The sequence below is a fragment of the Ammoniphilus sp. YIM 78166 genome (assembly GCF_004522215.1).
In the GTDB taxonomy this organism is placed as follows: domain Bacteria; phylum Bacillota; class Bacilli; order Aneurinibacillales; family RAOX-1; genus YIM-78166.
Map to the genome: position 1 here is coordinate 810,102 of NZ_SDLR01000003.1, position 24,065 is coordinate 834,166.

The window sequence follows — 24,065 nt, forward strand, 5'->3', positions numbered from 1 at the left end:
CTATTAATCCAGCTCTTTCCGGGAAGCTTTGGTCATCTGTTGCCATACTGTACCGCTTGCTTCTTCCCCTCGTTCGATCCGCTCCACAGCCATTCTAGCTTGAAGGCTCACCTCGAATTCGGGATCATGTACGGCTTCCTTTAGTTCATCAAGAGCCGTATGGTCTCCAACTTCAAAGAGAAACCGAGCCGCTCTCCATCTTACAAGTTTATTCGGATCATGTAATGCTTCAGCCATAGGCCGAATGGCTAACGGATTCCCGATATCAGAAAGGGCGTCCCCCGCGGTTCTTCGAACGGAGGCAGATTTGTCTTTAAGCGCCTTATATAAATAAGGTAATACATCCGGTTGGCCGATCATCCCTAAATAAACAGTCGCGAGTCGGCGGATAGAGGTTTTAGTATCTTCTAGCGCCTTAGCTAACATGGGAAGGTCCTCTAGACTAGGGTTTATTCGAGATAATGCCGCAAATCGCTTTTCCCAGTCCGGGTGTTCTAAAAGGTCCGTTGCAGCGCCTTTCCCTTGTTCTTTAACCTCTTTCCCCATGGCTTGATCTAGAAGTTCACCTATGCGAGCTGGATCATAAGCGGCAATAATCTCTGCCACTACTTCCTCCCCTATTTCCTTAAAGGTTCCATAGCGCGAGCCTTGTTCAACCCATTTACGTTCCAAGAGTAAATTCGGCGAGTGACTCTGCAAGGCTAGAACGGCTTTTCCAAACTGCTCCGGCAAGCCAAAGCGCATTTCCTCTGCGTTTGCAGTCAATTTGACCTGAACTGGAATCCCCTTGAACATTTGAATAGAAACATGCACCTCTCCAAAGGTGATCGCAGGCGACGGCTTAACCTCCTCACTAAAAGCCGCAGGATCTCCAAAAAGCTGATTGACACGAGCCAGAATATCTTTCCAGTCCGCCTTAGGATGGCGTTCTAAAGCAATAAAATCGCTGACCTGGAATACACCCTGCACTCCATCCAGCTGTAGCAGCTGAAGAATATAGCTAGGGGCATTTTCCGTTTTTTCTTTCGTAAAATTGCGAGTTACTCCAATCGGAAGTGACTCATCCACATTTAGCTTCATCACGTTAGGACTTGGAGTAGGCTCGATTGACAAGATTTTCAAGTCATTCGCTCCTTTCCTTATTTTTCATTCTACCCTAATTATAGACTTCTTTTCTTGCCCGCGCCTCCTCAACATCAAACCCAATACTCCACCGTATAATCCATGACCGAGCAGCCAATAGATCCAAGCCAGGCCATCTGTTAATGCAGGAGTACGACTTGACAAGGAAGTGGTCGGGTATAATAGCAAGCCTATAAGCAGGCTTACAACGAATACCACTTGAAAACCTTCAAGCTTCCCCACTTCTTTTTTCTCTAGTATGTATAGCAGAATGATGCTTAACCCAACGGAGACAAGCAAGTGCAGGCTAAATTCAATCAATTCAGGAAGAAAGAATTGATTCAATAAAGGAATATAGTCGACATTTAGTAGCAAAGTATAGACTCGTATATGAGAGTAATGCTCAACCAACTTTAGTAAAAGACCAAGCAGGCTACCTGAAACGACACCTGCCCAGCTTCCCCATAGTAAGATCCTCTTTAATTCCATCACTCCCTCTCCCTTATGAAAGATCTCTTCCTTTTCCCGAATCTAATAACTCAACTAAGGCTTCAGGATAGGGTTCAAAGTAGGATTGCTTCATTAGATACTCGTTATCAAATCGAACCGCCCAAGCTTTGAGAACTCCCAAGGGACTACTCAAGGGGACCTTCATACCCCTATACTTCTCAATCAAGGAAAGAAAAAAAGCTTTTTCCTTGGCACTGATGGAGTGCTTAAAATAGCCTAGAATATGAAATAAAACATTAATGTTAGATTGACCTGTAGCTGGCCTTTCCAAGAGCTCATACAAACCCTGCTCATATGACCGATAAACCTCCTTAATTGAATTTTGCTCCAAATTGGCAATAATCTTCCCCAGTTTTTTCTGTTGAATCTGATGATACGCCATAAATAAATACTTGTTTTGACTTTGAAATTCGACTAGGGCCTTGTGAGAAGATGCCTTTTTTAATTGACGAAATCGAGCTAGGGTAAAAAGTTTAATTAAGAAATGTTCTCTGATCGAATAATTCTTTAGTCTGCCTTCATCCTCTACGGCTAGGTGTCCGTATTTCTCTAGAACGGCAAAACCAAATAGACCAGGCCCCTTTCCTTTTACAGGGGCCTTTTCAACGCCTGTAAACACCTTTGCATCCTTAAGGGCACAGCTTGGTGACCGGCTTTTTAGGATAAAACCATCGACTTCACTTAAGCTCCCAAGAAAATCAGTTGAAAATCGGTTCATATCTCCTGTAACATCTTTACTTGTTGCAGGTTGGATAAGCTTTAATCCTTGCTGCCCCTCCTCTACAATTCGAATGGGGTCTCTAGGTGTTCCGAGGCCAATTTCCACCTCGGGGCATGTGGTAATAATTCGGACGTAGTCAGCTAATTTCTCAAGAACGGCATCGTGCAGCATTTCTCCATTATATCGACACGCATCAAACCCTAAACATTTACTAACGACAACAATGGGAATCTCAAAGGATGTCATCTGATCACGCCTTTTTAAGTTTTAGCATTGCTACCACTATTATCATCTGTTTGTTTATGTTTTGTCAAAGTTTTGTATAATTTATACAGGTATTACGAATCCCTAATACGTATGCTGAACATTCAGAAATTTCCCGAGAAATAGGAAAGAATGACCAGGCTCGCTCCCATCACTATGATTGCAGCAAAACCAAGCAGTCCGAGCAATAGCGCTTTGCCGCCAACCCTTGCCGCATTTTTCAACTCTACACTCAGCCCCAATCCAGCCATAGCCATGCATAATGCAAGTGAACCGAGTAAGGTTAATCGTTCGACTATTATGTCTGGTACTATTCCGGTCATATTGAGTACACTACAGCCTGCAAAACCAAGGATGAACCATGGAATCGGCATAGAATGGGGTTGCTTTTTCCCTTCTGCAGAATACCTCTTACTAAATACCATCGCCACCGGTATTAATAGGAGTACCCTTCCTAACTTCGTAATAATAGCGACATCACTGCTTTGGGTACCACCTACCGCAGAAGCCGCGATCACATGAGCTACTTCCTGCAGGGTTAAGCCTGCAAAAACACCGAAATAATAAGCATTTAGGTTTAATAAGGGAAATAGTACCGTGTAGACTACTGTTCCTAATGTACCCAATATGGCGATGCAGGCAACAGATAACGCGACGGACTCATTCTTAACACGAATCAACGGGGCAATGGCAGCAATCGCTGCTGCACCACAGATCGCCGTGCCCACGGATAGTAGTAAGGTCAGGTCTCGCTCTACCGAGAGCCTTCGACCAAGCGGAATCATAATAGATAGTGTCCCCACAATAATGACTAGATCCATAATGAAAACAGAGCTTCCTACTGATAGGATATGGTCCGGATCTAGACGAAAACCAAGAAGGATAATACCAAAACGCAACAATCCTTTACTACTTAATTGTACACCTTCTTGCCAGTGAGGGGGCACGTCAAGGGCCACCTTCCAACACACCCCCATTAAGATGGATAAAACCATAGCCCCTACCGAAGATAATAAAGGCATTGTAGCTAGATAATACGCTATATAAGCTAGAAGGAGTGTAAGGGCTACTCCTTTATATAGACCTATATTTATAATTTTATACCAACCTGTTAATGGTGAGGTTTCCATGGTTATACTCCCCTTTGTAGTTTCTAATACAAAGGTATAGTAAAATAGAATATAAGTAAAACGACTTATTATCATCATTATCATTAGTTTTACTTATTACTAATCTGGAGGATTATATGGACCATCATCTCCGTACATTTGTTACTGTCGTGGAATACAAGAACTTTACTCGAGCAGCTGAGATCCTTCATATCACTCAGTCTGCGGTTACGTTATCCGTAAAAACCTTAGAGAAATCCTATCAAGTCAAATTGCTTGAGCGGACTAATAAATATGTACGATTGACCAAGGCTGGTGAAATATTATACCATCATGCCAAGGAAATCCTTGCAAAGTACGATCATGTTAAGCGTTTAATCGACGATCTTTCTCACCAGGCTAGCGGACCTTTATCTATTGGGTCAAGCTATACCTTCGGTGAATATATTCTTCCGAAGCTGATTTCTAACTTTAAAAGAAAATTCCCTCAGGTTACACCTAACATTACTATCCGCAATACAGAGGCCATCGTGACCCAACTTCTTCGTCATGAATTAGATCTTGGCATTGTGGAAGGAAGAGTAGACCATCCTGATCTATTGGTCCGCCCCTTCGCTAAAGACGAGTTGGTTGTTGTCGTTCCTGCGGACCACCCTTGCTCGAAAAAGAAAATCATTGAGTTACAAGATTTCAAAGATGAAACTTGGATCCTTCGAGAAAAGGGCTCAGGAACCCGACAATCCGTGGAAGACGTGTTTGCAGAATTGGACTTTTCCCCCAACTCCACGATGTCCTTTGGCAGCTCTCAAATTATAAAGGAGAGCGTCGAAGCAGGGCTAGGAGTTTCCATTTTATCAGAGTCTATCATCCGAAAAGAGTTATTGCTTGGAACGATGATTGGCTTGCGCATCAAGGGCTTCCCGATGATACGTGACTTTTCTTATGTCATTTATGACTCTGAGTTCCGCCCTCGATCAACGGATCTATTCCTTGAGCATCTTAGCCAGTTCAGTCCATTAATTTAGCGGGGAATATTCCCAGACCCCGTTCTTTTTTTCCTTTTGAATCTTTTGCCGCACTTCTAAATAATCCAAGTGCCCAATAATCTCTGACATGACTAAAGAAAAATCACTCTGGTACTTGTGTCTATATACTTGTTGGGCGAGTTCATTTGCTGATCGTACACCTTGTTTAATCAACTTCAAAAACTTTTCCGCTTTCTCATGAATGCGAAGAATCCTCTGCTTTACAAGTTGCTTAGGTTCATAGAGAAGGTCTCCGTGACCAGGAAATGCTATATCGTAATCCACGTGAAGACATTTCTCTAAGGATTGCAGATATTGCTCCAGCGTGAATAAGCGCTGTCCTTCGCGATTCGGCTCGACTATGGCGTTCGATGAGATGTGACCTAGAATATGATCGCCGCTAAAAAGCCAGTTTCTCTTGGCATCATGAAAAGATACGTGATCAGGAGAATGGCCAGGTGTTTCCAGCACAATTAAACCGGCGATAAACTGTCCTAATGGCAAAGCAAGGATGTCAGCTTGGATCTGCTGCTTCTCATTTTTACTGACTGCTTCCCTTAGCCTTTGTACTTGTCTCTCACCTGCTTCCCCGCATCCCATTTCACGATAGAGCTCTGCAAAGAATTGTGTTCGCATGGAGAAGAACTCCTGATCTCTTTTCAAACGCAAGTAGGCTTCTGGATGGGCATAGACGGGTGCCTCTTTCAATTTAGTTATCCGGTTAACCAGCCCAACGTGATCATGATGATTATGTGTCAAAAGAATCATGCTGATATCCTCAACAGAAAAGCCATGGGCAGTAAGAGTGTTTAAAAAAGCCTCCCAGCAGCTCTCCGAATCGATTCCCGCATCAATCAACAACAGGGTTCCTTCTTGCTCTACCAAATAAAAATTATAGCTTTTTAAACTCGAAGCTGTCGGAATCAAAATAGGCAATACGCTACTTCCATCATGGATCATATTCATGAAAAAACTCTTCCTATTCATTTATTTATTAAACCAAAGTGTACCATTATTTGAAAAAGCTCTCAATCCTAGACTTAGGAAGAGAGCTTTTTTATTCTTCTATACGTATCTTCATCACACACAATAAAAAGTCTTGCATCGGCTGGAATGGATTGATCAAGCCGGCGGTTAATATCAAGCTTATTTCTGTCTGAAATTAAAGTCGCTCCTTGCTCCAATAATTCAAGAAAAGCATCCTTGTAGGTATACCAGTTGGGCTTAACCGCAATCTCATAGACATTATCTCCATGAGCCTTGCTCGTTAACTGACGAAACAGCTCACTCGAACCGTGATGAAGAGACGCTTGTGCCACGAGCCTAGATACTGCTTCATTGGATAAAATGAACTCGTCCACATTAGCATGTTTGAATTTGGATATATGATTTTCCTTCATGACTTCTACAATGGTGTAAATCTCTATTCCATGCTGCTTAGAGAGTCCTTCCACAGCGGAGGAAATTAACAAGGATTTCCCGTCAGCATAGACGGAGTCATCCATTTGGTCATCTGCGAAAATACTAACACTATTGCATTCCAGAATGTTCGCCTTCAATAGGATCTCCTCATCCGATGCATCTCCATGAATATAATGCACGGAATCCTCCGATAAGGGGTTACGTTCATAAGGTCCAATAAAAACAAATTGAGCATGGCTCTGTACTTCCAGGATTTCTCGTACAGCATGGCTTACCTTCGTTACACTTCCTATCATGATATAGTGCAATCTTCCAGTATATCTCAACTTCCCAGCCTCCTTTAAGCGCTGATAGCTACTCAGGGAATCTATCGTTTTACCGATTAATACCCCTACGAATCCTATCCCAAATATGTAGAGAAAAATCATCGTATAAGCTTTTCCGAGGGTCGATTCCGGAGAAACATCTCCATACCCCACGGTTACGACCGTCGTCATCACCCACCAAATCGCTTCAAAATAGGTAGGAAAAGTTTCTGGCTCCAGTTGAACGATAATCCAACCGCTAACAAGAACGAGGGCTAAACAAAGAGTAAAAATTGAAGAAAATCCCATTCTGATGACTTTTGACCAAATTCTCGCGAAAATATAAATATGAATCCCCCCTTCTAGTCTAATTTCTTAATCACATCAAGCGACTCTTTGAAGTAGGGCTGATAATCCAACGGCTCTACAAACCGAAGAAACTGCTTGACCAACTTCTTGATCTCCTCTCGATATTGATCCGGCTGAATCACCCAAGAATCATAGATCCGATAATCCTCATGTTCTCTTTCTTCTACTTCAGTCCACTGGATTTCCCCTGTTGGCAAATGGCGAACAACAAACGAATAGGCCTTACATTCCGGATCCCCGCAGCCACAAATGAAAAACGGCATGTCTTCCCACTGGGTTGACCAGCGATTGGGGGACACATCCCTCTCTATGCTTCTAACTAAAGAAGGTAAACCCATATCAACACATAAAGCTTCATGGATCACTTGCTTGTTGTTAATCATAACTTGGACATCTGCCTGGATAATCTGAAGCCCTTGATCAAAGGACATATTTTCTACGATGAGTTTAAACATGGTACCACCTTCTTTCTTTTAAGCTGATTTAATCTCTTCTTTTTTCGTTGCTGAACGCCCACGCAGGGTACTAATATAGACGCCTCCCAAGACTAGCATGGCTCCTACAAAATGATAGAACTCGAAGGGCTCACCTAATAGGATAACGGATAAGACAACAGCGGATATAGGCATCACGTTAATAAAGATGGAGGCCTTCGAGGCGCCAATTTTCTGTATCCCATTGTAATACATGATGAAGCTGACTACAGTTACGAAAATGGACATATGTAAAATCGACAACCAGCTAATCATACTTGCTTCAGACAGGTCAGACCAGGTCGTTTCCATGAAGGTAAAGGGCAGCAAGAATAAAGTGCCAAATAAGCAGGCATAAGTTGTTGAAACGACAGAGTTAAACTTTCTTAACACGACCCTTCCCACTACACTATAGGCGGCCCAACTGAGCACGGCACCAAGTAAGATCAAGTCGATCCACTCAAACTCTAATTGTAGAATCGCCATAAAGTTTCCTTTTGAAACAATATAGAGCACTCCTAATAAAGCAAAAACCATTCCAATCACGTGCTTCTTAGAAATCACTTCCTTAAGGAATAGTCCTGCAAAAAGAGTAATCAATACTGGATTTGAGGCAATAACGAGAGAGCTCTTGATCACCGGCGCAAACTTGCTTGCCATAAAGAAGCAAATATTATAAATAGCGATTCCGGTAAGCCCCAAGATGGCAAAAAGCATCCAATCCTTCTTCGTTCGCTTAGGGATATTTTTCTCTCGGTACATCATGTAGGGGAACAAGATCAGAGTGGCTCCCAAAAAGCGCAGGAAAGCCACTGTGATGGGCTCAAAGCTTTCAACAGCATATTTTCCTGCAATAAAGGCCGTTCCCCATATTGCTGTGGAAATGGCTAAAGTAATATAGGTTACCCATAAACGTTCCTGACTCATGGCTGTACTTCCTTCCTTTTTTCAAAAAATTCCATTTGTCATTATTATGACAAAGAATCTAGTTTTTGGCTAAACCTTTTTTATGGGTAAAAAATAAAAGGGATACCTTAACTCAATGAGGCGGTGATCGAGATGCAAAAAGAACATAAAATGGTGGTTATTGACCCCCAATTATTAGAAGCACTAAAGCATTTAAAAGAAGATGAAGATTTTATGAGCTGGTTAAAGGAACCTAAAAGTGAAGAAGATATTCGACAGACCGATATGCGTTACCCGAATGGCGATCCAGTAGCGGAAGAACATAAAGTTGAATTATTTTATTTTTTCCGAATGGTTCTTGAAGAAAACGAGGGTCTGATCCAGTAGAGAAAAAGGCTGTCCCTAAAACTCGGAAGAAACCGACTTTTAGGGAACAGCCTTTACTTATCAAGCCTTATGTCTTCGTTTCTCTGTCATAGGGATCATTAATGATCTCGTTCCTTAGCATCTGAGAAAGGTCATCAACGGTTTGATCCAATAGTTTACCTTTATGGCTAGAAAACAAGCTTTTCTGTTCTTTCTCTAGGATCGTTAGGATGAGCTGCTTTTGGGCTCGGGAAAGTATCATCTTCATCCCTCCTTAAGATCATTGTATCCAGACTGGGCTTAAGGGAGAACCCTTAAGTATGCTATCGCTTCTTTACATCCACGCGGGTGGAGAAAAAGGTAGCCCCTCCCCCCATATCGGCCAAGCGGCTAGGGGTCAGCGTGTTGACAAGCTGATTGGTGCCTGGCTGGTCTGACCAAAGCCCCTGGGTAAGAACGGTTCCCCTGATGACCCGCTCCGTGATATGTGCACGCAATTCACATTCACCTCGATCATTAAACACACTGACCCAATCTTCGTGACTGATCCCTCTTAAGCTCGCATCTTCAGGGTGAATAATAAGAAACGGTCCTTTTTCCATCTTGATATGGCTAGGATTATTTGAGAACGTCGAATTTAAAAAGCTCCGGTTGGGCCCTGCAATAAAATATAAAGGATAGGAGCCCTTTTCTGCTATGGGAGTAAAGGTTGGCAAAGCGGGATGCCCCGCCTCCTCTAGTTGCTGTGAATACAGCTCTATCTTCCCGCTTGGCGTAGGGAGTTGACCCGGAAATTCCGGTCCATTGTCTCGATTCAGCTTGATAAAGGATTGTTCCTTCAACTGAGTCATTGTAATTCCCTCAAAATAGGGGGAGCTAGACTTCTCTATTGCTTGACGAATAATATCCTCTTCTTTTTCAAACAATGAGAGCTCTGTATAACCCATTGCCTCGGCTAGAAGGCGAAACACTTCTATATTGGATTTGCTGTCGCCATAGCGTTCAATGACTGGTTGTTGCAAATGGATATGATGATGCCAATAAGAAGTAAATAAGTCCAGGTTCTCGTAAGAAGATGTAGCAGGAAGCACCACATCAGCATACTTGGCGGTTTCTGTGAGAAACAGATCATGAACAACCGTAAATAAATCGTCTCTCGCGAAGCCTTCTTTAACCTTGTTTAATTCAGGAGCAACAACAAGGGGGTTACAGCCATAGACATATAACGCACGGATTGGAGGCTCTAGTTCGGTGAGCGCCTCCCCAATCTGATTCATGTTAATCAAGCGAGTCGTCTTGCTTTGTGTGTCTAGGTCTGCAGGCAAAGGAAATATGGGGGCCGAAAAATCTCCATTTTCCCGTAACGCCCCTCCCCCTTTCATCTTCCAGTGACCAACTAAAGCGGGAAGGCAAGAGACCGTTCGGACAAACATTCCCCCATTATCATGATGCTGAGGCCCATTGCCAATTCGAATAAAAGCGGGAGAGGCCTCTGCGTATAAATGGGTCAGGCGATAGAGGTCCTCAACGGGGACCTTCGTAATCTGGGATACTGTCTGTGGATCATAGCTCTGGATATGCCGAGCAAGCTCTTGATAACCTATCGTGTACTGAGACAAGAAGTCTTCATCCACTAAATTCTCATGAATTAAAATATGCATCATACCAAGCGCTAATGCCGCATCTGTCCCAGGTTCAATGGGAATAAACCAATCTGCCCACTGCCCCGTGCGATTCTGATGGATATCGATGGCCACAATTTGAGCACCGTTCTTTCTCGCCTTCTCGGCCAGCATGACTTGATGCATGTTGGTGTTCACCGCGTCACAGCCCCAAAAGATAATGAACTTGGAATAAACGGTATCCTCTGGATCCGTTCCATAGGTTGCCCCCATGGTATAACGGTACCCCGCGTTCCCTGCAGCATTACAAATCGTTCGGTCTAAGCGACTGGCACCTAATCGATGGAAAAAGCGATTGCCTGCCGCTACCATATTCACCCTTCCCATGTTACCAGCAAAGCTATAAGGTAGGATGGATTCGCCGCCATAATTCTCAATCAAAGACTTCCACTTCTGGGTAATCCAATCAATGGCCTCTTCCCAGCTAATCGGCTCGAATTGGTCCGACCCTTTGGGACCCGTCCGTCTTAGCGGCGTAGTTAGCCGAGCGGGATCATATAACCGAGAGGCCATATTTCTTACTTTATTACAGATGGCTCCTTGCGTCACAGGATGTGAAGGATCACCTTCAACTCTCGTTATTTTGCCGTCTTTTTTATGAATAAGCAGCCCGCAGGTATCCGGGCAGTCTAATGAGCAAACAGAGGGAAAAATCCCGTCGCGCTGTTCCACGTAAGAAGTCAACCTTTTCACCTCTTCTTTTCTTTCCCCTCATTATAGTCGAGGTGCTGCCACCCGTCTATGCCCCGCTGTAGCTTCGAAAAAGCGTGGCAACCCCTATTCCTCCACCGATTCCTAACGTCGCTATTCCGTACATGGCTTGGTTTCGGAGCATTTCTCTGCATAAACGCGTCACCAGGATGGCACCTGATGCACCATAGGGATGACCCAAAGCGATGGCACCTCCCCCAAGATTTACCTTATTCCAAGGGATATCTAACTGCTTGAGGGAGGCTATCACTTGAGAAGCAAACGCCTCGTTAAATTCTATTAAATCAATATCTTCTATTGTAAGGTGGTTTCGCTGTAAGAGCTTTTTAATCGCAGGAACTGGGCCTATCCCCAGATAGTTAGGGTCCACCCCGACGGCTACGGCATCTACAAACACTAATAAGGGTAGTAGGCGAAGATGCTCTGCTTTTTCACGCGACATCACCAACGCTACAGCTGCTCCATCATTAAGTCCGCATGAATTCCCAGCTGTTACCGTCCCTTGAGGGCGAAATACTGGCTTCATACGCGGAAGAAGCTTATTGTAATTACTCGTTACCCGTGGAGATTCATCCTCCACGATCTCATGGATAGCTACAATCTCCTGTTCAAAGACTCCTGTTTCTTTGGAATAAATCGCTTTCTGATAGCTTAGTCGAGCGTAATCATCTTGCTCCTCTCGACTTACCTCATACGCCTCCGCAACATTTTCTGCTGCCTCCCCCATTTCGGGATCCCCGATCTCTTCAGGCGAAAATCGAGCTCGACTATAGATTCTTGGTTCCTCCTGCCCTTCCAACATTTCCATTTTTAAGGGAGCGCGCGTTGTGCTTTCTACCCCCCCAGCCAAGTAGATCTCCCCAGCACCGGCTTGTACAAGCCGAGCTGCAAGATTGATCGCTTCTAAACCCGAACCACACTGACGATCAATCGTTACACCCGGAACATGAGCTGGGAATCCGGCCTGTAGAGCCGCAAGTCTAGACAAATTACCACCCGGTCCTACAGCGTTTCCAAGAATGACCTCATCAATTTGGCTAGGATCGATCGCTTGCTCTCGTATCAGCTTTTTCATCACTTCAGCCGCTAGATATTCCGGGGCAACTTCCTTCCATATTCCGCCTTTTTTTCCGATAGCAGTTCGATAAGCCTGTACGATCACGGCTTGCCTCATGATTTCACTTCACTTCCGAATAGTAGTTCGAAGATCTGTTTTCTCGCTACTTTTCCACTCGTGGTATAAGGTAGCTCCTTCACAAATTCGATTTCTCTTGGACATTTATAAGGAGCGAGATGCTTCCTGCAATGGTTTTGAATTACCTGCTTGGGAATCGTTGCATTTGGTTTTAGGAGAATGGCGGCCACGATCTTTTCTCCCCAATACTTATCGGGCTTTCCTAGAACTGCGACGTCTTCTACGTTGGGCAGAAGCTTAATCACTTTCTCTACTTCTTCCGGATATACGTTCAATCCACCATAAAGAATCATGTTCTTTTCGCGTCCTACAAGATAAATATACCCCTCATGATCTTGTCTGGCCATGTCATGAACGGTTGCCCATCCATCAGCAACAAGAACCTGTTGGGTCTCTGCTTCATTATCATAATAACCAGCAAACAAGTAGTCACTTCGGACAAATAGCTTTCCCACTACACCGATAGGGACATCCTGTCCCTGTTCATCTCGAATGGACACTTCAACTCGATAGAACGGTCGCCCCACCGAATCTGGTTTTTTCTTATTACCCTCAAGATCGATAACCGCAACAAAGCTCAGTTCCGATGCTCCGTAGAATTCATAGAGATCTCCTTGAGGGAACCATTGAGCAACCCTGCGCTTAGATTCAGGACTCCACTTTGCTCCCGCGGATAGAATAGCACGAATATCGTTCCCCTCCAATTGCTTTCGCGGGTCCTTAAGCTCTAGGTTAATCGCTTCAAACATGGTAGGTACCATATACAAGACGGAAACTTTCCATTGCGTAATTGCAGCGATGCATTTGGACGGAGTAAACTTTTCAAGAAGAATGACAGTGGCTCCTATGTGTAGAGCATGTACGGCGGCATAGAGGAAGGTAGAGTGAACTAACGCCCCAGGTGAACAGACAACATCCTCTGAAGTAAAGCCAAATTCTGCTGCACTTCCCTCGAAGCTTTTCACCCATGAGCGATGAGAACGAACGAAGCCCTTTGGGACTCCAGTAGTTCCTGAGGTGAAGCCCATATAAAAAAGCGTGGTATCGGCAACAGAATGACTGGGCTGGCAAGTCTCTTCTACAGGTACATTCTGACTAAACACAATCTGGGTTGATTGGGGTAGATCAGGAAGTTTATCTACCCACTCTTTGTCAACTACCAGCACTTTAGGTTGTACGGAAACCATAACTTGATTTAACTCCTGTTTACTCCATTTGGGATCTAGTGGTACAGCTATCCAACCAGCTCTAGCTGCACCCAAAAAATAAGTAAGGAATTCAATACGATTTTTCATAAAAAGGCAGGCCTTATTTTCCATAGGTCCCAAAGAACTCAAATAGCGAGCGAAGCCATCTATTTGCCTATCTAGCTCTTGATAGGTAATACATTGTTCCTCATCAACTAAAGCTATTTTCTCAGGATATGATCGGCTGTAAGTACGAAGCGAATCGGTAATCAGCATGAGAACCTCCAAGAAAAAAAAGGGGATGCCTTACAGGCAAACCCTTTCTTAATAAATATTTATTTTTAAAAAGAACTTAAGGATATTAGGCCACGTATTTCTGATCTTTTTCAATAATCGGTTTCATACTTCTCATCTTCATCGCAACATAAGCCGCGATAAACGCTTTTATTAAATCACCTGGAATATAAGTGACCGCGGAAATTGCAGCTTTATCCAGGGGCATTTCAGTAATCATGGCCAGAACAGGCACGCCAATGGAATAAATGAGTAAGATTCCACCTAATACATTAATAGCAAAGGACTTCCAGAGTGTTAAACGGTGCCAGAAACGTTCAGTGAAGTAGCCAATTAGAAAAGCGGCAATGGGCCAACTCCAGAGATATCCAGCACTCGGCCCAATCAGTACAGAGAAACCACCTCGACCTCCAGACAATACCGGTGCTCCTGCAGCTACAATCAATAGAAAGACAACAAGTGATAGACCGCCCAATCTAGCACCGAGGATGCCCCCCGCTAGCATCACTCCAAGCGTTTGTACCGTGATGGGAACAGGACTATATGGCAATGGGATGGGAGGTAAAAAGCCTAATACACACATAATAGCTGCAAATAGCGCAACGTACATCATATTTTTTGTTTTCATTTCCATTTCCCCCTTTCTTACTGTAGCTTTTCTTAATCCAAATATAATGGGAGAATAAGGTTATGTCAACTTATTTTTAGTGTTTGGTTAACCTTTTTAGTTGTTCTTTAAATAGGCATAACCTCTTAGGGAAATCCGCATTAAAACTTCAGAAAATATCAAGCCAATCGCTATAGAGCCCGATATCATCAGCGCTTTTGCAGCCAATTGAACGGCTAAGCTGTAGTCATTTTCCACAAACTTGCGAGTGGCATCGTAAGCAAGACCACCTGGAACAAGAGGAATAATGCCCGCAACACTATATATTATAATCGGCGTTTTATATAATTTGGCAAATATTTGACATAAAACAGAAATCACCATAGCAGCTATCAGCGTTGCTGGCACATAGTCATACTGTCGAAGCACTAATTCAAAATAAATGATCCAGCCGACCATTCCAACCAGCCCACAAATAAATAACGTTCTTCTAGGGGCATTAAAGAGAATGGCAAAGGTCGCTGAAGCAATGAAGCTCGTGATGAGCTGTTCCCACATTCGTTTTGGTCTCCTTTTTAATATAATGAAATTACCACAGCGATCCCGCTTCCAATGGCGAATGCGGTCAACAAGGCCTCCGCCCCTTTGGTTACTCCTGATACTAAATGTCCAGCGATCAAATCCCTTACGGCGTTAGTAATTAAGACGCCAGGCACTAGAGGCATGACAGAGCCAATGATAATCTTATCCAAGTCTAAGCCTAGCCCTATCACTACAAATGCTACCGATAAAAGGCCAATCACGAAGGCGGCTAAGAATTCTGCGAAAAACTTGACCTGCACTAAACGTTGAAACAATACTGCACATAGGTAACCCATTCCACCAGACACGAGAGCGGGAATAAAGTCCTGCCATTGTCCTTGGAACATGATCAGGAAACAACCGCTCGTGGCTGCTGCGGCTAGAATTTGGATGAACAAAGGATAGGTACCCTTAGCTGCTTCAATTTGTTTTAATCGCTTCACTGTTTCTTGCAGGGTTAGCTCTCCATCACTAGCTCTCCTAGAGATACTATTTACCTTGGCTACTTTTTGTAAATCTGTAGATCGTTCTGATATTCGTATGAGCCTCGTAGGATCCGCTCCCTCTAGTGAAAAAATAATAGCTGTTGGAGTTACGAAGCTATGGGATTGAGGTATACCAAACGACGCAGCCATCCTCATCATGGTATCCTCTACTCGCATAGTTTCAGCCCCATTCTCTAGCATGATTTTCCCAGCTAATAAGCAGGCTTCGATAATTTCAGATGTAGAGTTTCTTTGGATAGTCATTTTTTGTGTTCCCCACTAATTAATTTGGTTTACTAAGACTTTAGTTTAATAGAAAGTTATAAGATGAATCAAATACAAAAAAACACGAGGATAGCTTACCTCGTGTAATTAGGCTGTTGAACCTGCTTAGACTCCTGCATTTTTTGAATGAATCCTTCTAAGATATCGTGTACTTGGCTGCAAGGAACCTTGCTAGCCACTAGTTGTCCAAGCTTTGATTCTGCACCTAGATGTCCACCCAAGTAAATGTCTACTGCATCTACCATTACTCCGTCAATCTTTGTCTTAGTGCCTTGTAGACCAATGTCAGCGATTTGATGTTGACCGCAAGAGTTAGGACAACCAGACCAATGGATACTAAGCGGGGCACCTCCGCCAAATTGTTTATCTAATAATTTGGCTGTTTCTACAGCAAAATTCTTTGTCTCAATAATAGCTTTATCACAATGTTGTCGACCTGTACAGCTCACCGTACCTCGCAGCATGGATTTCGGATCGATCGACAGCTCATTTAAGATGGGCTCGCTTCTAAACTCCTCCACCATTTCCTCAGGTATAGAGGGGATCACCAGATCTTGGTGTGCTGTTAATCGCACTTCTCCTGTCCCATATTGAGCTGCAAGCAACCCACAAGATAAGAGCTGCTGAGTAGTCAATCGTCCTACGGGGACATGTAAACCTGCATAATAGTAACCGGATTGCTTCTGAGCATGAAGGCCTATATGATCTCCACGATGGGATGTTACTTTGACTAATGGGGAAGCAGGCTCTAGTTGCCACTCTACTTTTTTCTGCAGCTCTTCGCGAAACCGCTCCATTCCCCAATCTTCAAGTAGATGCATTAAACGCGCTTTAAACCGCTTCTCTCTTGGTCCGAAATCTCGATAAAGTTCTAGGATAGCCCTAGTAATGGAGACGACTTGGTCTGGCCATACGAATATATTTGCTGGCTCAGCTAACTTTTGATACGTAGGAGCCAAGGCCCCCCCAAGGTTGATATTAAAGCCTGTAACGTGGAGCCCTTCTCTTTCTTTCTGAGCAGGTACAAATCCAATGTCATTGATATCCGCATGTGCACAATCCTCGCAACAACCGGACAAGGAAATATTAAATTTGCGCGGAAGATTCGTAAAGGCTTTATTCCCTACAATCATTTGATCGATTTCTCGGATCAGCGGCGTCGTATCGATTAGCTCTTGTTCATCAAGACCTGCTACAGGACAGCCCATAATGTTACGGACATTATCAAATCCAGTTTGAAGCGGGGATAATCCTACTTTCTCCAGTTTTAATAGGATATCGGGAAAGTCCTTAAGCTGGATCCAGCGGATTTGCAATCCTTGACGCGAGGTAATGTCCACAAAGCCACGCCCATACAACTCCCCTAACTCTACTACTATTCTCCATTGCTCTTCATTTAATACCCCATTGGGCACACGGATGCGAAGCATGAAATGTCCATCAAGCCGCTTGCGGTAAAAAAGGCCATACCACCTGAGTCTGTCAATATCTTCTTGGGGTGTTTTTTCGATCCCTTGCTCTATTATGTGCCCTAGGTCTTTCAGGATGTCCAACCCATCTTTTTCGGCCTTCATTTGCTCAATTTTATTCATACCTCTCACCTCGGGATTTCGATTTCTTATTAAATCCCATTATAGGGGGATTCCCCTCGGCTGTAGGTATTTATGTAATAAATTCTGACATAGAATTATATCGTATTAAGATCTAATCAAATTGTCCTGGCTTTATGAGCTGCCTGCCGACAAATCCATCTTGCAAGCCATGAAAATATCGGATGCTCTCTTCACCCTTCTTCCAGCAAAGGAGCACTTCTTCGTCTCCGTTCAGGGCAGGAAAATCAATTAAGCCGTGATCAATGTCTTTTAATTGAATCCCCTTAGACTCGATGTTATTGACATGAAGTTGAGCTTCCATCTCTAGAAATTCAAGCTCACACTCCAATTTGAAGACCCGCTCAGCATCTATAGCATTTTTAGCCATAATAATTCTTCGTTCATAATACTTCAATTGGTAGTCCTCTCTCAGCACTTGCAGCTGATCAATTTCCTTAATAACCATAGGAAGTAGTGCATGTGCTTCGGCTAAGGTAAAAAACTTTTTTTGGGTCATGGTACCTCCTTTATCCCCATAATTTCGTCTTGACTTCAGTATATACTAATTTATTTGTTAGAAATAGTTATCTACCCAAGCATCTCTCTTACCAACTACATATCCTAAAATTAAATCACGAGAGGGGGAATGAAGAATGAGCTTTGGATATGGAGTTGGAGGATTTGGTGCTGGCGGATGCGGTGTTGGGGTAGGTCTTGGAGCTGGTATTGGGTTCATCTTGGTTCTATATATCTTATTGGTAATTATTGCACGCCCTGGATTCATCGTTTAACTAAGATTGGGCAGATTAGGGATCTGAAAGGAGGCAAAATTCATGGGTGTACCATTCGGAGCTGGTGTGGGGGCTGGCGTAGGTGTGGGTGCAGGACTAGGTACTAGTCTTGGAATGATTCTTGTACTCTACATCCTTCTTGTTATCGTTGCACAACCTGGTTTTATCTACTAGTTGGATAAATGTCAAAAAGGAGCCCTGAGAGCTCCTTTTTGGCTTTTAACTGTAGGTCTCAAACTCGGGACGGTGCTCATAAGCCTCATTCATCAGCTCTAGTTGTTCAACCTTTTGTTCCTCGTTAAGTAATGGATCATTCAATATTGATTGGGATATTAATTTATACGTGGTATCCGTGTAGCCAGACTCCTGAAACATTTCCATATAAAATTCTCTGTTGGACATGCTCCCACCTCCTCCTTCCTATTGTTAAAGAAATCCAACGAAATATACCTAGACGAGGTGTATATTCCATCCCTACTTCAAACATTCTAACTTTAGCTCCACATTCCCATTTGAACCTATTTAGAGGTGATATCTTGAGACGCTTATTCAGAACTGTTCTCCCCTGGTTTCTGGTCGCCATTCTTGCAACTTCCTGTGGGACAGCCCCACGTAATGAGGCTAGAATGCAACAAACTGCGCAACAGATGCAAATTATCAACGACGGCAAAGTAGCAGCACAAAACATCACCGTTCAGCTACATAACGGACTTCAATGGTTTCCCCTCGATCCCGTCATGTCTTCATTAGATCTTCGCGGACAGTGGGATGAAGCAGAACAGATGATGGGTTACGGCTTTACTGATCCGCTATACCGCGTAAGGGCTAATGATAATCAGGCATTTTCTGGTGATCGCGTGGTCTCATTGCCTCAACCGCCGACCCTAATCAACGGGTCCTTGCATATGACAGAGGCATCCATCTCCTCATTGTTAAATGCACCAGTATCCTGGAATCCGAATACACAGCGCTTATCGCTGCCCCGCCTTACGTTTGAGAATGCAGGAGATGGTGCGACAACGCAATCCAATGCCAATGTTAATAAAACAGCGGTTGTCAATTATGGAAAGCAATTTTTAGGTGTACCCTATAAATTTGGTACTGGGCCATACTCACCGAATAACAAGACATTTGACTGCTCTTCCTTTACCCGTCATGTTTACGGAAAATTTGGCGTAAATCTTCCCCGTAGCAGCCGCAGCCAGTCCGATATCGGTCAGCGAGTGACGGCAGATAATCTTCAGGTCGGTGATTTAATGTTCTTCTACACACCAGGTCGTTACAGCAGCAACAAAATAGTAGGTCATGTGGGAATATATGCGGGCAACAACAAAATTCTCCATACCTACGGCAACCCAGGTGTTGTAATCGGAGAATTTAGTCCTTATTGGCGTGGACGATTTTTATTTGGTAAACGACTGTAACAATAAGAAGGGTGCCTCGTATTTGGGCGGCACCCTTCTTTGTACATTAATTTGTTAATCTACGGCTCAAAATGGAACAAATGATGAGCATACCACAGGAAGCTGCAAGAAGAACGCCCCAATCTAGCAGTACATTCGCAGTATGTGAGAGGAGCAACAGTCCTCTAAGGGCATCAACCAAGTAACTTAAAGGGTTGATGGTCGCTATCACCTGCAGCCAATTGGGCATAATGGTGATGGGATACAATGCGTTTGAAGCGAAAAACAAAGGCAGCGTAATTAACTGGCCGATTCCCATCATTCTCTCCCTGGTACGAACAATGAAGGCAATCAACATGGATAATCCAGCAAAAAAAGCCCCCCCAAGAATGACGGTAAAAAACAGGCCTAACAAATTGAGCAGCCCCCAATCAAATTGGACACCGATTACAACGGAAAGGAAGAGAATCATGATGGCTTGGATGCAACAGCGAAGGGAGGCCGAGAGCATTTTACCTAAAACAAATGCAGAACGGTAAATGGGTGTCGATAAAATTTTTTGCAACACGCCAGACTCCCGATCCCATATAATCATGATTCCATAAAAGATGGAGAGATAGGTTATCGACTGAGCCAGGATCCCTGGCGCTAAGAACTCTAGATAGGTGGCCCCGCCTGTCGGGATCTCACGCAAACCGCTCAGTGCCTGGCCAAAAATCAACAACCATAAAGCAGGTTGGATTGCTCTCATTACCAGATCCGTTGGATCTTTTTTTAGCTTTCTGCCTTCCAACTCAATCATTACCCAAACATAGGACAAAAATAAAACAACAGGATTTCGTTTTTCTTTATCCAAGTCGTTTGGCTGTGCGGCGACTTCTATAGACATCCTTCATTCCCCCTTGCTGATCAGGACTTCCGGCAAAATGGACAAAGATCTCATTCATGCTTGCTTCCGGTTTACCCGCTTGGGCTTGGAGTTCTTGCAGCGTTCCTCTAGCAGCAATGCATCCCTTACTCATAATCGCGATGTTGGAGCACATGGATTCGGCTTCCTCCATATAATGAGTTGTCATAATGATTGTCATTTTCTCGTTTGCCCTGAGAGCCTCAAGATGAGACCAAACGGACTGGCGAGCAACTGGGTCTAATCCTACCGTAGGTTCATCTAAGAACAATACTTTAGGTTTATGAAGTATCGCTTGCCCAATTTCCAATCTTCTGATCATGCCTCCTGAATAGGATTTAGCCTGCCTATTTGCAACCTCTGCTAGATCTAATAGTTCGGTTACCTCTTGAATTCTTTCCAGTCTATCTTTTTTGGGTAAGCCATATAGCTTGGCAAAAAGAAGAAGATTCTCATACCCCGTTAAGGTCCCATCTACGGAAATGGCTTGAGGAACATAACCAATAAGCCGTCGGATAGACATGGGATCAAGCTGTAAATCAAAACCGCCAATCAATACCTGACCTTCATCCATATCCGCTAACGTTGTTAGCATTTTAATCGTCGTCGATTTCCCAGCACCATTCGGTCCAAGTAAACCGAAGCACTCCCCTCGTTCAACAAAGAAGCTAACATCATGTACCGCTTGGATCTCTCCATACTTTTTTGATAAGTGATTTACCAGGATCATCGGTTCCGTCATAGCCCAATCCTTTCTTGTTCATGGTCATATATTACTTTTGGGTGCTTATTTTAGGGAAGGAGAAAACGCGCAATGAGAAGGCATATTTCAAGCAAATGGGATAAAACTAAAGTGTTGTTAAAGAATCAAGACCTTTCGTCCTATATTCCTGAAACGAAGAAGCTTACAAAAAAAAATCTCTTCGACATGCTTGATCGATTTTTAATGGTTTATGTAAAGCCTAACAAGGGCATGCACGGTCGTGGAGTTATGAGAGTGGAAAAGTTAGGCAAAGGCTTCTATAGGTATGGATACCTTACTAAAAAAACCTCCCCTCTCCGCTTCGATACACTTCATCGCAGTATTTACCAAAGAAGTAAGGGCGAACCTTATCTGGTCCAACAAGGTATAAACCTTCTCACTTTTAATAATCAACGCTTTGACTTAAGAGTCATGGTACAGAAAAACTTGAAGAACCAATGGGAGTTTACCGGTATTGTGGGAAGAGTAGCCCAAAAAGCCAAAGTAGTAACTAATATCCATAATGGTGGCACAATCAGATCCCTTTCTACGCTTTTATCTCCTCACTTTTCCCCCAGCAGAAGAGAAAGGCTAGTTTCCCAATTAAAGTCTATAGGGTTAGCTGTCGCTAAGCAATTAGAGATACATTTCAGAGGTCTAAAAGAAGTAGGGCTTGACGTTGGTGTAGATCATCATGGTAGACCTTGGATTATCGAAGTAAACACAACACCCGATCCCTATCTTTTTAGGAGAGACAAAAAAGTTTTCTATAGAATTATGAGATACGCAAGAGCCTATGGAAGGGTATGAGTTTGTTAAGGGTAAACCTAATTGTTTACCCTTTTATTATTTTATAAAACGTTATAGTATGACAAATTCAGTCTAAAACATTTTTTTCTTTTTTGCCAGATCTGCTGCTTCTTTACTCGACTTAACCCCTAACTTCTTTAAAATACGATTGACATGATTCTTGATGGTCCTCTTGGAGATAAATAGACTTTTCTCAATTTCCGTCTGGGTTTCACCACTGTAGATTCTCTGTAAAACCTCTTTTTCGGAAGGGGTGAGTAACTGCTGATCCTCCTCCCGCTTTAACCTTAAAAATTCTTTTCGGAGGACTTCTGCAGCTGAGGGATGGATGGAAGATTCATTTAGGTAGGCAGTTCGAATGGCCCCTACAATCTCTTTAAAATGAATTTTATTAATATAGTTAATCGCCCCCGCCGAAAAAGACTCAACAATAACCTCTTCTCTTGTCAGAGAAGTCATCATGATAATCTTAAGGGACGCTATACGATCAGTCAGCTCTAGGGCCACTTCGATCCCATCCAAATTGTTTTCGCTGAGATTAATATCCAGCACCAGAACATCGATTTCATTTTGAAAGAAAGTTTCGATTGCCTCTTGCTTTGTCGAAGCAGTAGCTACAACCGTCATATCCTCTTCATCTTCAACTAAATCCCTTATCCCCTTTTGCCAAACAGGATCATCCTCAACCAACATTACTCGTATCATATCGATAGCTCACCCCCACCCCAACTTAATATTCCTTTTTTTAGGAAAATAGAGAAAAATAGTAGTCCCCTCTCCCTTGACACTATGAATATCTAGCCAGCCTCCATGTTTTCTCATGACATTATAGCAGTAAGACAGACCGAGGCCGAAATTCGTTGAACTATTTTTCTTTGTAGAAAAAAAAGGCTCCAGGACGTAGGGCATATTTTCTCGAGAAATTCCCTCCCCATTATCCTGTACGGAAACAGTCAAATGTTTTTTCGTCTCGTAAAGATTTATCCAGATGGTCCCAGATCTAGGTAATGCTTCGATCGCATTACAAAGCAGATTCGTAAAAGCTTCATGTAAATGTACGGAATCGCCACGGATAATAAAATCGGGGCCTTTTCTAGGGACTACAACCGAAATTTCCTTATCAGTTAGAAGAGGTTTTAAATGTTGAACAGATTGTTCGATAATAAGTTTCAAGTCACAAGGTTCCTCCTCCAATACCATATCCTTCATTTTGGATTGGATACGCTGTACCATGCGAAGGAGGTGATCGGCTGAAGCTTGAATCACTTTAAGATCTTCTTGCATAGATTCTTTCATGGATTCTTCTGCATAACGATCAAGGCGGTTCGTGAACAGTTGAATTTTTCCTACTTCATTCTTGATAGAGTGGTTTAAAATATCGGTTCCCGATGTAAGAGCACGCATGGTATTATCCAAACGGTGCCTCTCCACCCTAATCCTTACGCCTAAAACCCCATATTTTAAAGAAAAAACAAGAAACAATACAAATTGTGCGGCGATAATCCACACATTTGTCCTCCAGACTTCATACATTCCTACTGTCCTTAGAACATAGATCGTAATCATAACAAAAAGCAATGGAATCACACATAGCAATATCGTAATAAAATGGCTCCGCTTCATTACAGGATCCCGTTCTTTAAGGAACAGCTTAACCAACAAAAAAGACGCATACAAAACATAGGGTACGACCCAAGAGATCATCCACCAATAATTAAATTGAAGTATAGGAGAAATAGGTGTGAGCATCAAAGAGATCATTACGGGGATGAATGCCAACCAGCTTACTCTTTTTTTCCATAATGGGGATGGCTCAGGTGAAGAATATAAAGCAAACATAAAATAAGCATAAGGCAGTCCTGCCTGACAGATAAAAGAGCTGACATTCTCTAGATACTGCAAGATTTGTTCAAAAGAGCCTGAGTACCCAGATGACTGGAGCATGGGAAGCCAGACCTCTCCAATTACTCCTGATAAAAAGCCAAACCCACCAACAAACGCTATAGCAGCTGCCCATCTAGTTGAGATTCTTTGCCCATCTGTAAACCAGATGACAAAGCCTAGAATCCAAACAGCAATTAATACTAAACCCATATTGAATGGAGCTCCTTTTAACATATTCTTTTCTCCATTATACTGCATATTGCTTTAAAATAAATAAAGCGTATTTTGGTGTCTAAATATCCGACACAAAATACGC

28 protein-coding genes are annotated in these 24,065 nt (G+C 43.1%); 6 read left to right on the top strand and 22 right to left on the bottom strand.

The window, feature by feature from the left end:
* Nucleotides 1-3: 3 nt before the first annotated feature.
* The 4 genes from EIZ58_RS15585 to EIZ58_RS15600 form a co-directional block, all read right to left on the bottom strand.
* Nucleotides 4-1,122 (bottom strand): virulence factor, encoded by a 1,119-nt coding sequence (locus EIZ58_RS15585; RefSeq protein WP_134701758.1) that lies wholly within the window; start codon nt 1,120-1,122, stop codon nt 4-6.
* Between the two features lie 24 nt (nt 1,123-1,146).
* Entirely contained in the window at nt 1,147-1,611 is a 465-nt protein-coding gene (locus EIZ58_RS15590) for a hypothetical protein (RefSeq protein WP_134701759.1), read from the bottom strand.
* A gap of 13 nt (nt 1,612-1,624) precedes the next feature.
* Nucleotides 1,625-2,599, bottom strand: coding sequence for a YbgA family protein (locus tag EIZ58_RS15595; RefSeq protein WP_134701760.1), 975 nt, complete (start codon nt 2,597-2,599; stop codon nt 1,625-1,627).
* Nucleotides 2,600-2,721: 122 nt separating this feature from the next.
* The gene (locus EIZ58_RS15600; RefSeq protein ID WP_167577740.1) at nt 2,722-3,747 is read right to left on the bottom strand and encodes a YeiH family protein; all 1,026 of its coding nucleotides are present in this window, start codon (nt 3,745-3,747) and stop codon (nt 2,722-2,724) included.
* Nucleotides 3,748-3,863: 116 nt separating this feature from the next.
* Here EIZ58_RS15600 and EIZ58_RS15605 point away from each other — a divergent pair, with 116 nt between their 5' ends.
* Nucleotides 3,864-4,751: a LysR family transcriptional regulator gene (locus EIZ58_RS15605; protein ID WP_134701762.1), complete on the top strand. Its 888-nt coding sequence runs from the start codon at nt 3,864-3,866 to the stop codon at nt 4,749-4,751.
* Here EIZ58_RS15605 and EIZ58_RS15610 read toward each other — a convergent pair.
* From EIZ58_RS15610 to EIZ58_RS15625, 4 genes are all read right to left on the bottom strand, one after another.
* Nucleotides 4,743-5,717, bottom strand: a complete 975-nt coding sequence (locus EIZ58_RS15610) for an MBL fold metallo-hydrolase (RefSeq protein WP_134701763.1) — start codon at nt 5,715-5,717, stop codon at nt 4,743-4,745. The two genes, EIZ58_RS15605 and EIZ58_RS15610, sit on opposite strands and share 9 nt — an antisense overlap.
* Before the next feature lie 74 nt (nt 5,718-5,791).
* On the bottom strand, nt 5,792-6,787 hold the full coding sequence (locus EIZ58_RS15615) for an ion channel (protein WP_240689099.1): 996 nt from the start codon (nt 6,785-6,787) through the stop codon (nt 5,792-5,794).
* A gap of 53 nt (nt 6,788-6,840) precedes the next feature.
* Nucleotides 6,841-7,302: a hypothetical protein gene (locus EIZ58_RS15620; RefSeq protein ID WP_134701765.1), complete on the bottom strand. Its 462-nt coding sequence runs from the start codon at nt 7,300-7,302 to the stop codon at nt 6,841-6,843.
* Nucleotides 7,303-7,320: 18 nt separating this feature from the next.
* Complete coding sequence (locus EIZ58_RS15625; RefSeq protein WP_134701766.1) at nt 7,321-8,247, bottom strand: DMT family transporter; 927 nt, start codon at nt 8,245-8,247, stop codon at nt 7,321-7,323.
* A 132-nt stretch (nt 8,248-8,379) separates the two neighbouring features.
* Here EIZ58_RS15625 and EIZ58_RS15630 point away from each other — a divergent pair, with 132 nt between their 5' ends.
* Nucleotides 8,380-8,613, top strand: coding sequence for a hypothetical protein (locus EIZ58_RS15630; protein ID WP_134701767.1), 234 nt, complete (start codon nt 8,380-8,382; stop codon nt 8,611-8,613).
* A gap of 67 nt (nt 8,614-8,680) precedes the next feature.
* On the opposite strand, the gene EIZ58_RS33465 is transcribed toward EIZ58_RS15630, so the two are convergent.
* The 9 genes from EIZ58_RS33465 to EIZ58_RS15670 all read right to left on the bottom strand — a co-directional run bounded on the left by EIZ58_RS33465 (nt 8,681) and on the right by EIZ58_RS15670 (nt 17,729).
* Entirely contained in the window at nt 8,681-8,854 is a 174-nt protein-coding gene (locus tag EIZ58_RS33465; RefSeq protein WP_167577741.1) for a hypothetical protein, read from the bottom strand.
* A 61-nt stretch (nt 8,855-8,915) separates the two neighbouring features.
* A complete protein-coding gene (locus tag EIZ58_RS15635; RefSeq protein ID WP_134701768.1) occupies nt 8,916-10,958 on the bottom strand; it encodes a molybdopterin-containing oxidoreductase family protein in 2,043 nt (680 codons plus the stop codon).
* Nucleotides 10,959-11,013: 55 nt separating this feature from the next.
* Nucleotides 11,014-12,159, bottom strand: a complete 1,146-nt coding sequence (locus EIZ58_RS15640) for a thiolase family protein (protein WP_134701769.1) — start codon at nt 12,157-12,159, stop codon at nt 11,014-11,016.
* Entirely contained in the window at nt 12,156-13,643 is a 1,488-nt protein-coding gene (locus tag EIZ58_RS15645) for an AMP-binding protein (RefSeq protein ID WP_134701770.1), read from the bottom strand. Before EIZ58_RS15645 ends, EIZ58_RS15640 begins: the two co-directional genes overlap by 4 nt.
* 85 nt (nt 13,644-13,728) lie before the next feature.
* On the bottom strand, nt 13,729-14,289 hold the full coding sequence (locus tag EIZ58_RS15650; RefSeq protein WP_134701771.1) for a biotin transporter BioY: 561 nt from the start codon (nt 14,287-14,289) through the stop codon (nt 13,729-13,731).
* 96 nt (nt 14,290-14,385) lie between these two features.
* Complete coding sequence (locus EIZ58_RS15655) at nt 14,386-14,826, bottom strand: threonine/serine exporter family protein (protein ID WP_134701772.1); 441 nt, start codon at nt 14,824-14,826, stop codon at nt 14,386-14,388.
* A 17-nt stretch (nt 14,827-14,843) separates the two neighbouring features.
* The gene (locus tag EIZ58_RS15660; RefSeq protein WP_134701773.1) at nt 14,844-15,599 is read right to left on the bottom strand and encodes a threonine/serine exporter family protein; all 756 of its coding nucleotides are present in this window, start codon (nt 15,597-15,599) and stop codon (nt 14,844-14,846) included.
* A gap of 95 nt (nt 15,600-15,694) precedes the next feature.
* Nucleotides 15,695-17,212, bottom strand: a complete 1,518-nt coding sequence (locus tag EIZ58_RS15665; protein ID WP_134701774.1) for a ferredoxin--nitrite reductase — start codon at nt 17,210-17,212, stop codon at nt 15,695-15,697.
* A gap of 112 nt (nt 17,213-17,324) precedes the next feature.
* Nucleotides 17,325-17,729, bottom strand: coding sequence for a DUF2203 domain-containing protein (locus tag EIZ58_RS15670; protein WP_134701775.1), 405 nt, complete (start codon nt 17,727-17,729; stop codon nt 17,325-17,327).
* 136 nt (nt 17,730-17,865) lie between these two features.
* Here EIZ58_RS15670 and EIZ58_RS15675 point away from each other — a divergent pair, with 136 nt between their 5' ends.
* On the top strand, nt 17,866-18,003 hold the full coding sequence (locus EIZ58_RS15675; RefSeq protein ID WP_134701776.1) for a sporulation protein YjcZ: 138 nt from the start codon (nt 17,866-17,868) through the stop codon (nt 18,001-18,003).
* 42 nt (nt 18,004-18,045) lie between these two features.
* Nucleotides 18,046-18,177 carry a sporulation protein YjcZ gene (locus tag EIZ58_RS15680; protein WP_134701777.1) on the top strand — a complete coding sequence of 44 codons (132 nt, stop codon included), beginning with the start codon at nt 18,046-18,048 and terminating at the stop codon, nt 18,175-18,177.
* 45 nt (nt 18,178-18,222) lie between these two features.
* Here EIZ58_RS15680 and EIZ58_RS33470 read toward each other — a convergent pair whose 3' ends face one another.
* A complete protein-coding gene (locus EIZ58_RS33470) occupies nt 18,223-18,405 on the bottom strand; it encodes a hypothetical protein (RefSeq protein ID WP_167577742.1) in 183 nt (60 codons plus the stop codon).
* Nucleotides 18,406-18,629: 224 nt separating this feature from the next.
* Between EIZ58_RS33470 and EIZ58_RS15685 the strand changes: the two genes are divergently transcribed.
* A complete protein-coding gene (locus EIZ58_RS15685) occupies nt 18,630-19,427 on the top strand; it encodes a C40 family peptidase (RefSeq protein WP_167577743.1) in 798 nt (265 codons plus the stop codon).
* Nucleotides 19,428-19,473: 46 nt separating this feature from the next.
* Here EIZ58_RS15685 and EIZ58_RS15690 read toward each other — a convergent pair whose 3' ends face one another.
* A complete protein-coding gene (locus EIZ58_RS15690; protein WP_134701779.1) occupies nt 19,474-20,295 on the bottom strand; it encodes an ABC transporter permease in 822 nt (273 codons plus the stop codon).
* Nucleotides 20,255-21,055 (bottom strand): ABC transporter ATP-binding protein, encoded by an 801-nt coding sequence (locus EIZ58_RS15695; protein ID WP_134701780.1) that lies wholly within the window; start codon nt 21,053-21,055, stop codon nt 20,255-20,257. The genes EIZ58_RS15690 and EIZ58_RS15695 overlap by 41 nt, the downstream gene beginning before the upstream one ends.
* 72 nt (nt 21,056-21,127) lie before the next feature.
* Between EIZ58_RS15695 and EIZ58_RS15700 the strand changes: the two genes are divergently transcribed.
* Nucleotides 21,128-21,865 (top strand): YheC/YheD family protein, encoded by a 738-nt coding sequence (locus EIZ58_RS15700; protein WP_134701781.1) that lies wholly within the window; start codon nt 21,128-21,130, stop codon nt 21,863-21,865.
* A 72-nt stretch (nt 21,866-21,937) separates the two neighbouring features.
* Here EIZ58_RS15700 and EIZ58_RS15705 read toward each other — a convergent pair whose 3' ends face one another.
* Both EIZ58_RS15705 and EIZ58_RS15710 read right to left on the bottom strand, forming a co-directional pair.
* A complete protein-coding gene (locus tag EIZ58_RS15705; RefSeq protein WP_240689102.1) occupies nt 21,938-22,570 on the bottom strand; it encodes a response regulator in 633 nt (210 codons plus the stop codon).
* Nucleotides 22,571-22,579: 9 nt separating this feature from the next.
* Nucleotides 22,580-23,959, bottom strand: a complete 1,380-nt coding sequence (locus tag EIZ58_RS15710; protein WP_167577744.1) for a sensor histidine kinase — start codon at nt 23,957-23,959, stop codon at nt 22,580-22,582.
* Between the last annotated feature and the right edge of the window lie 106 nt (nt 23,960-24,065).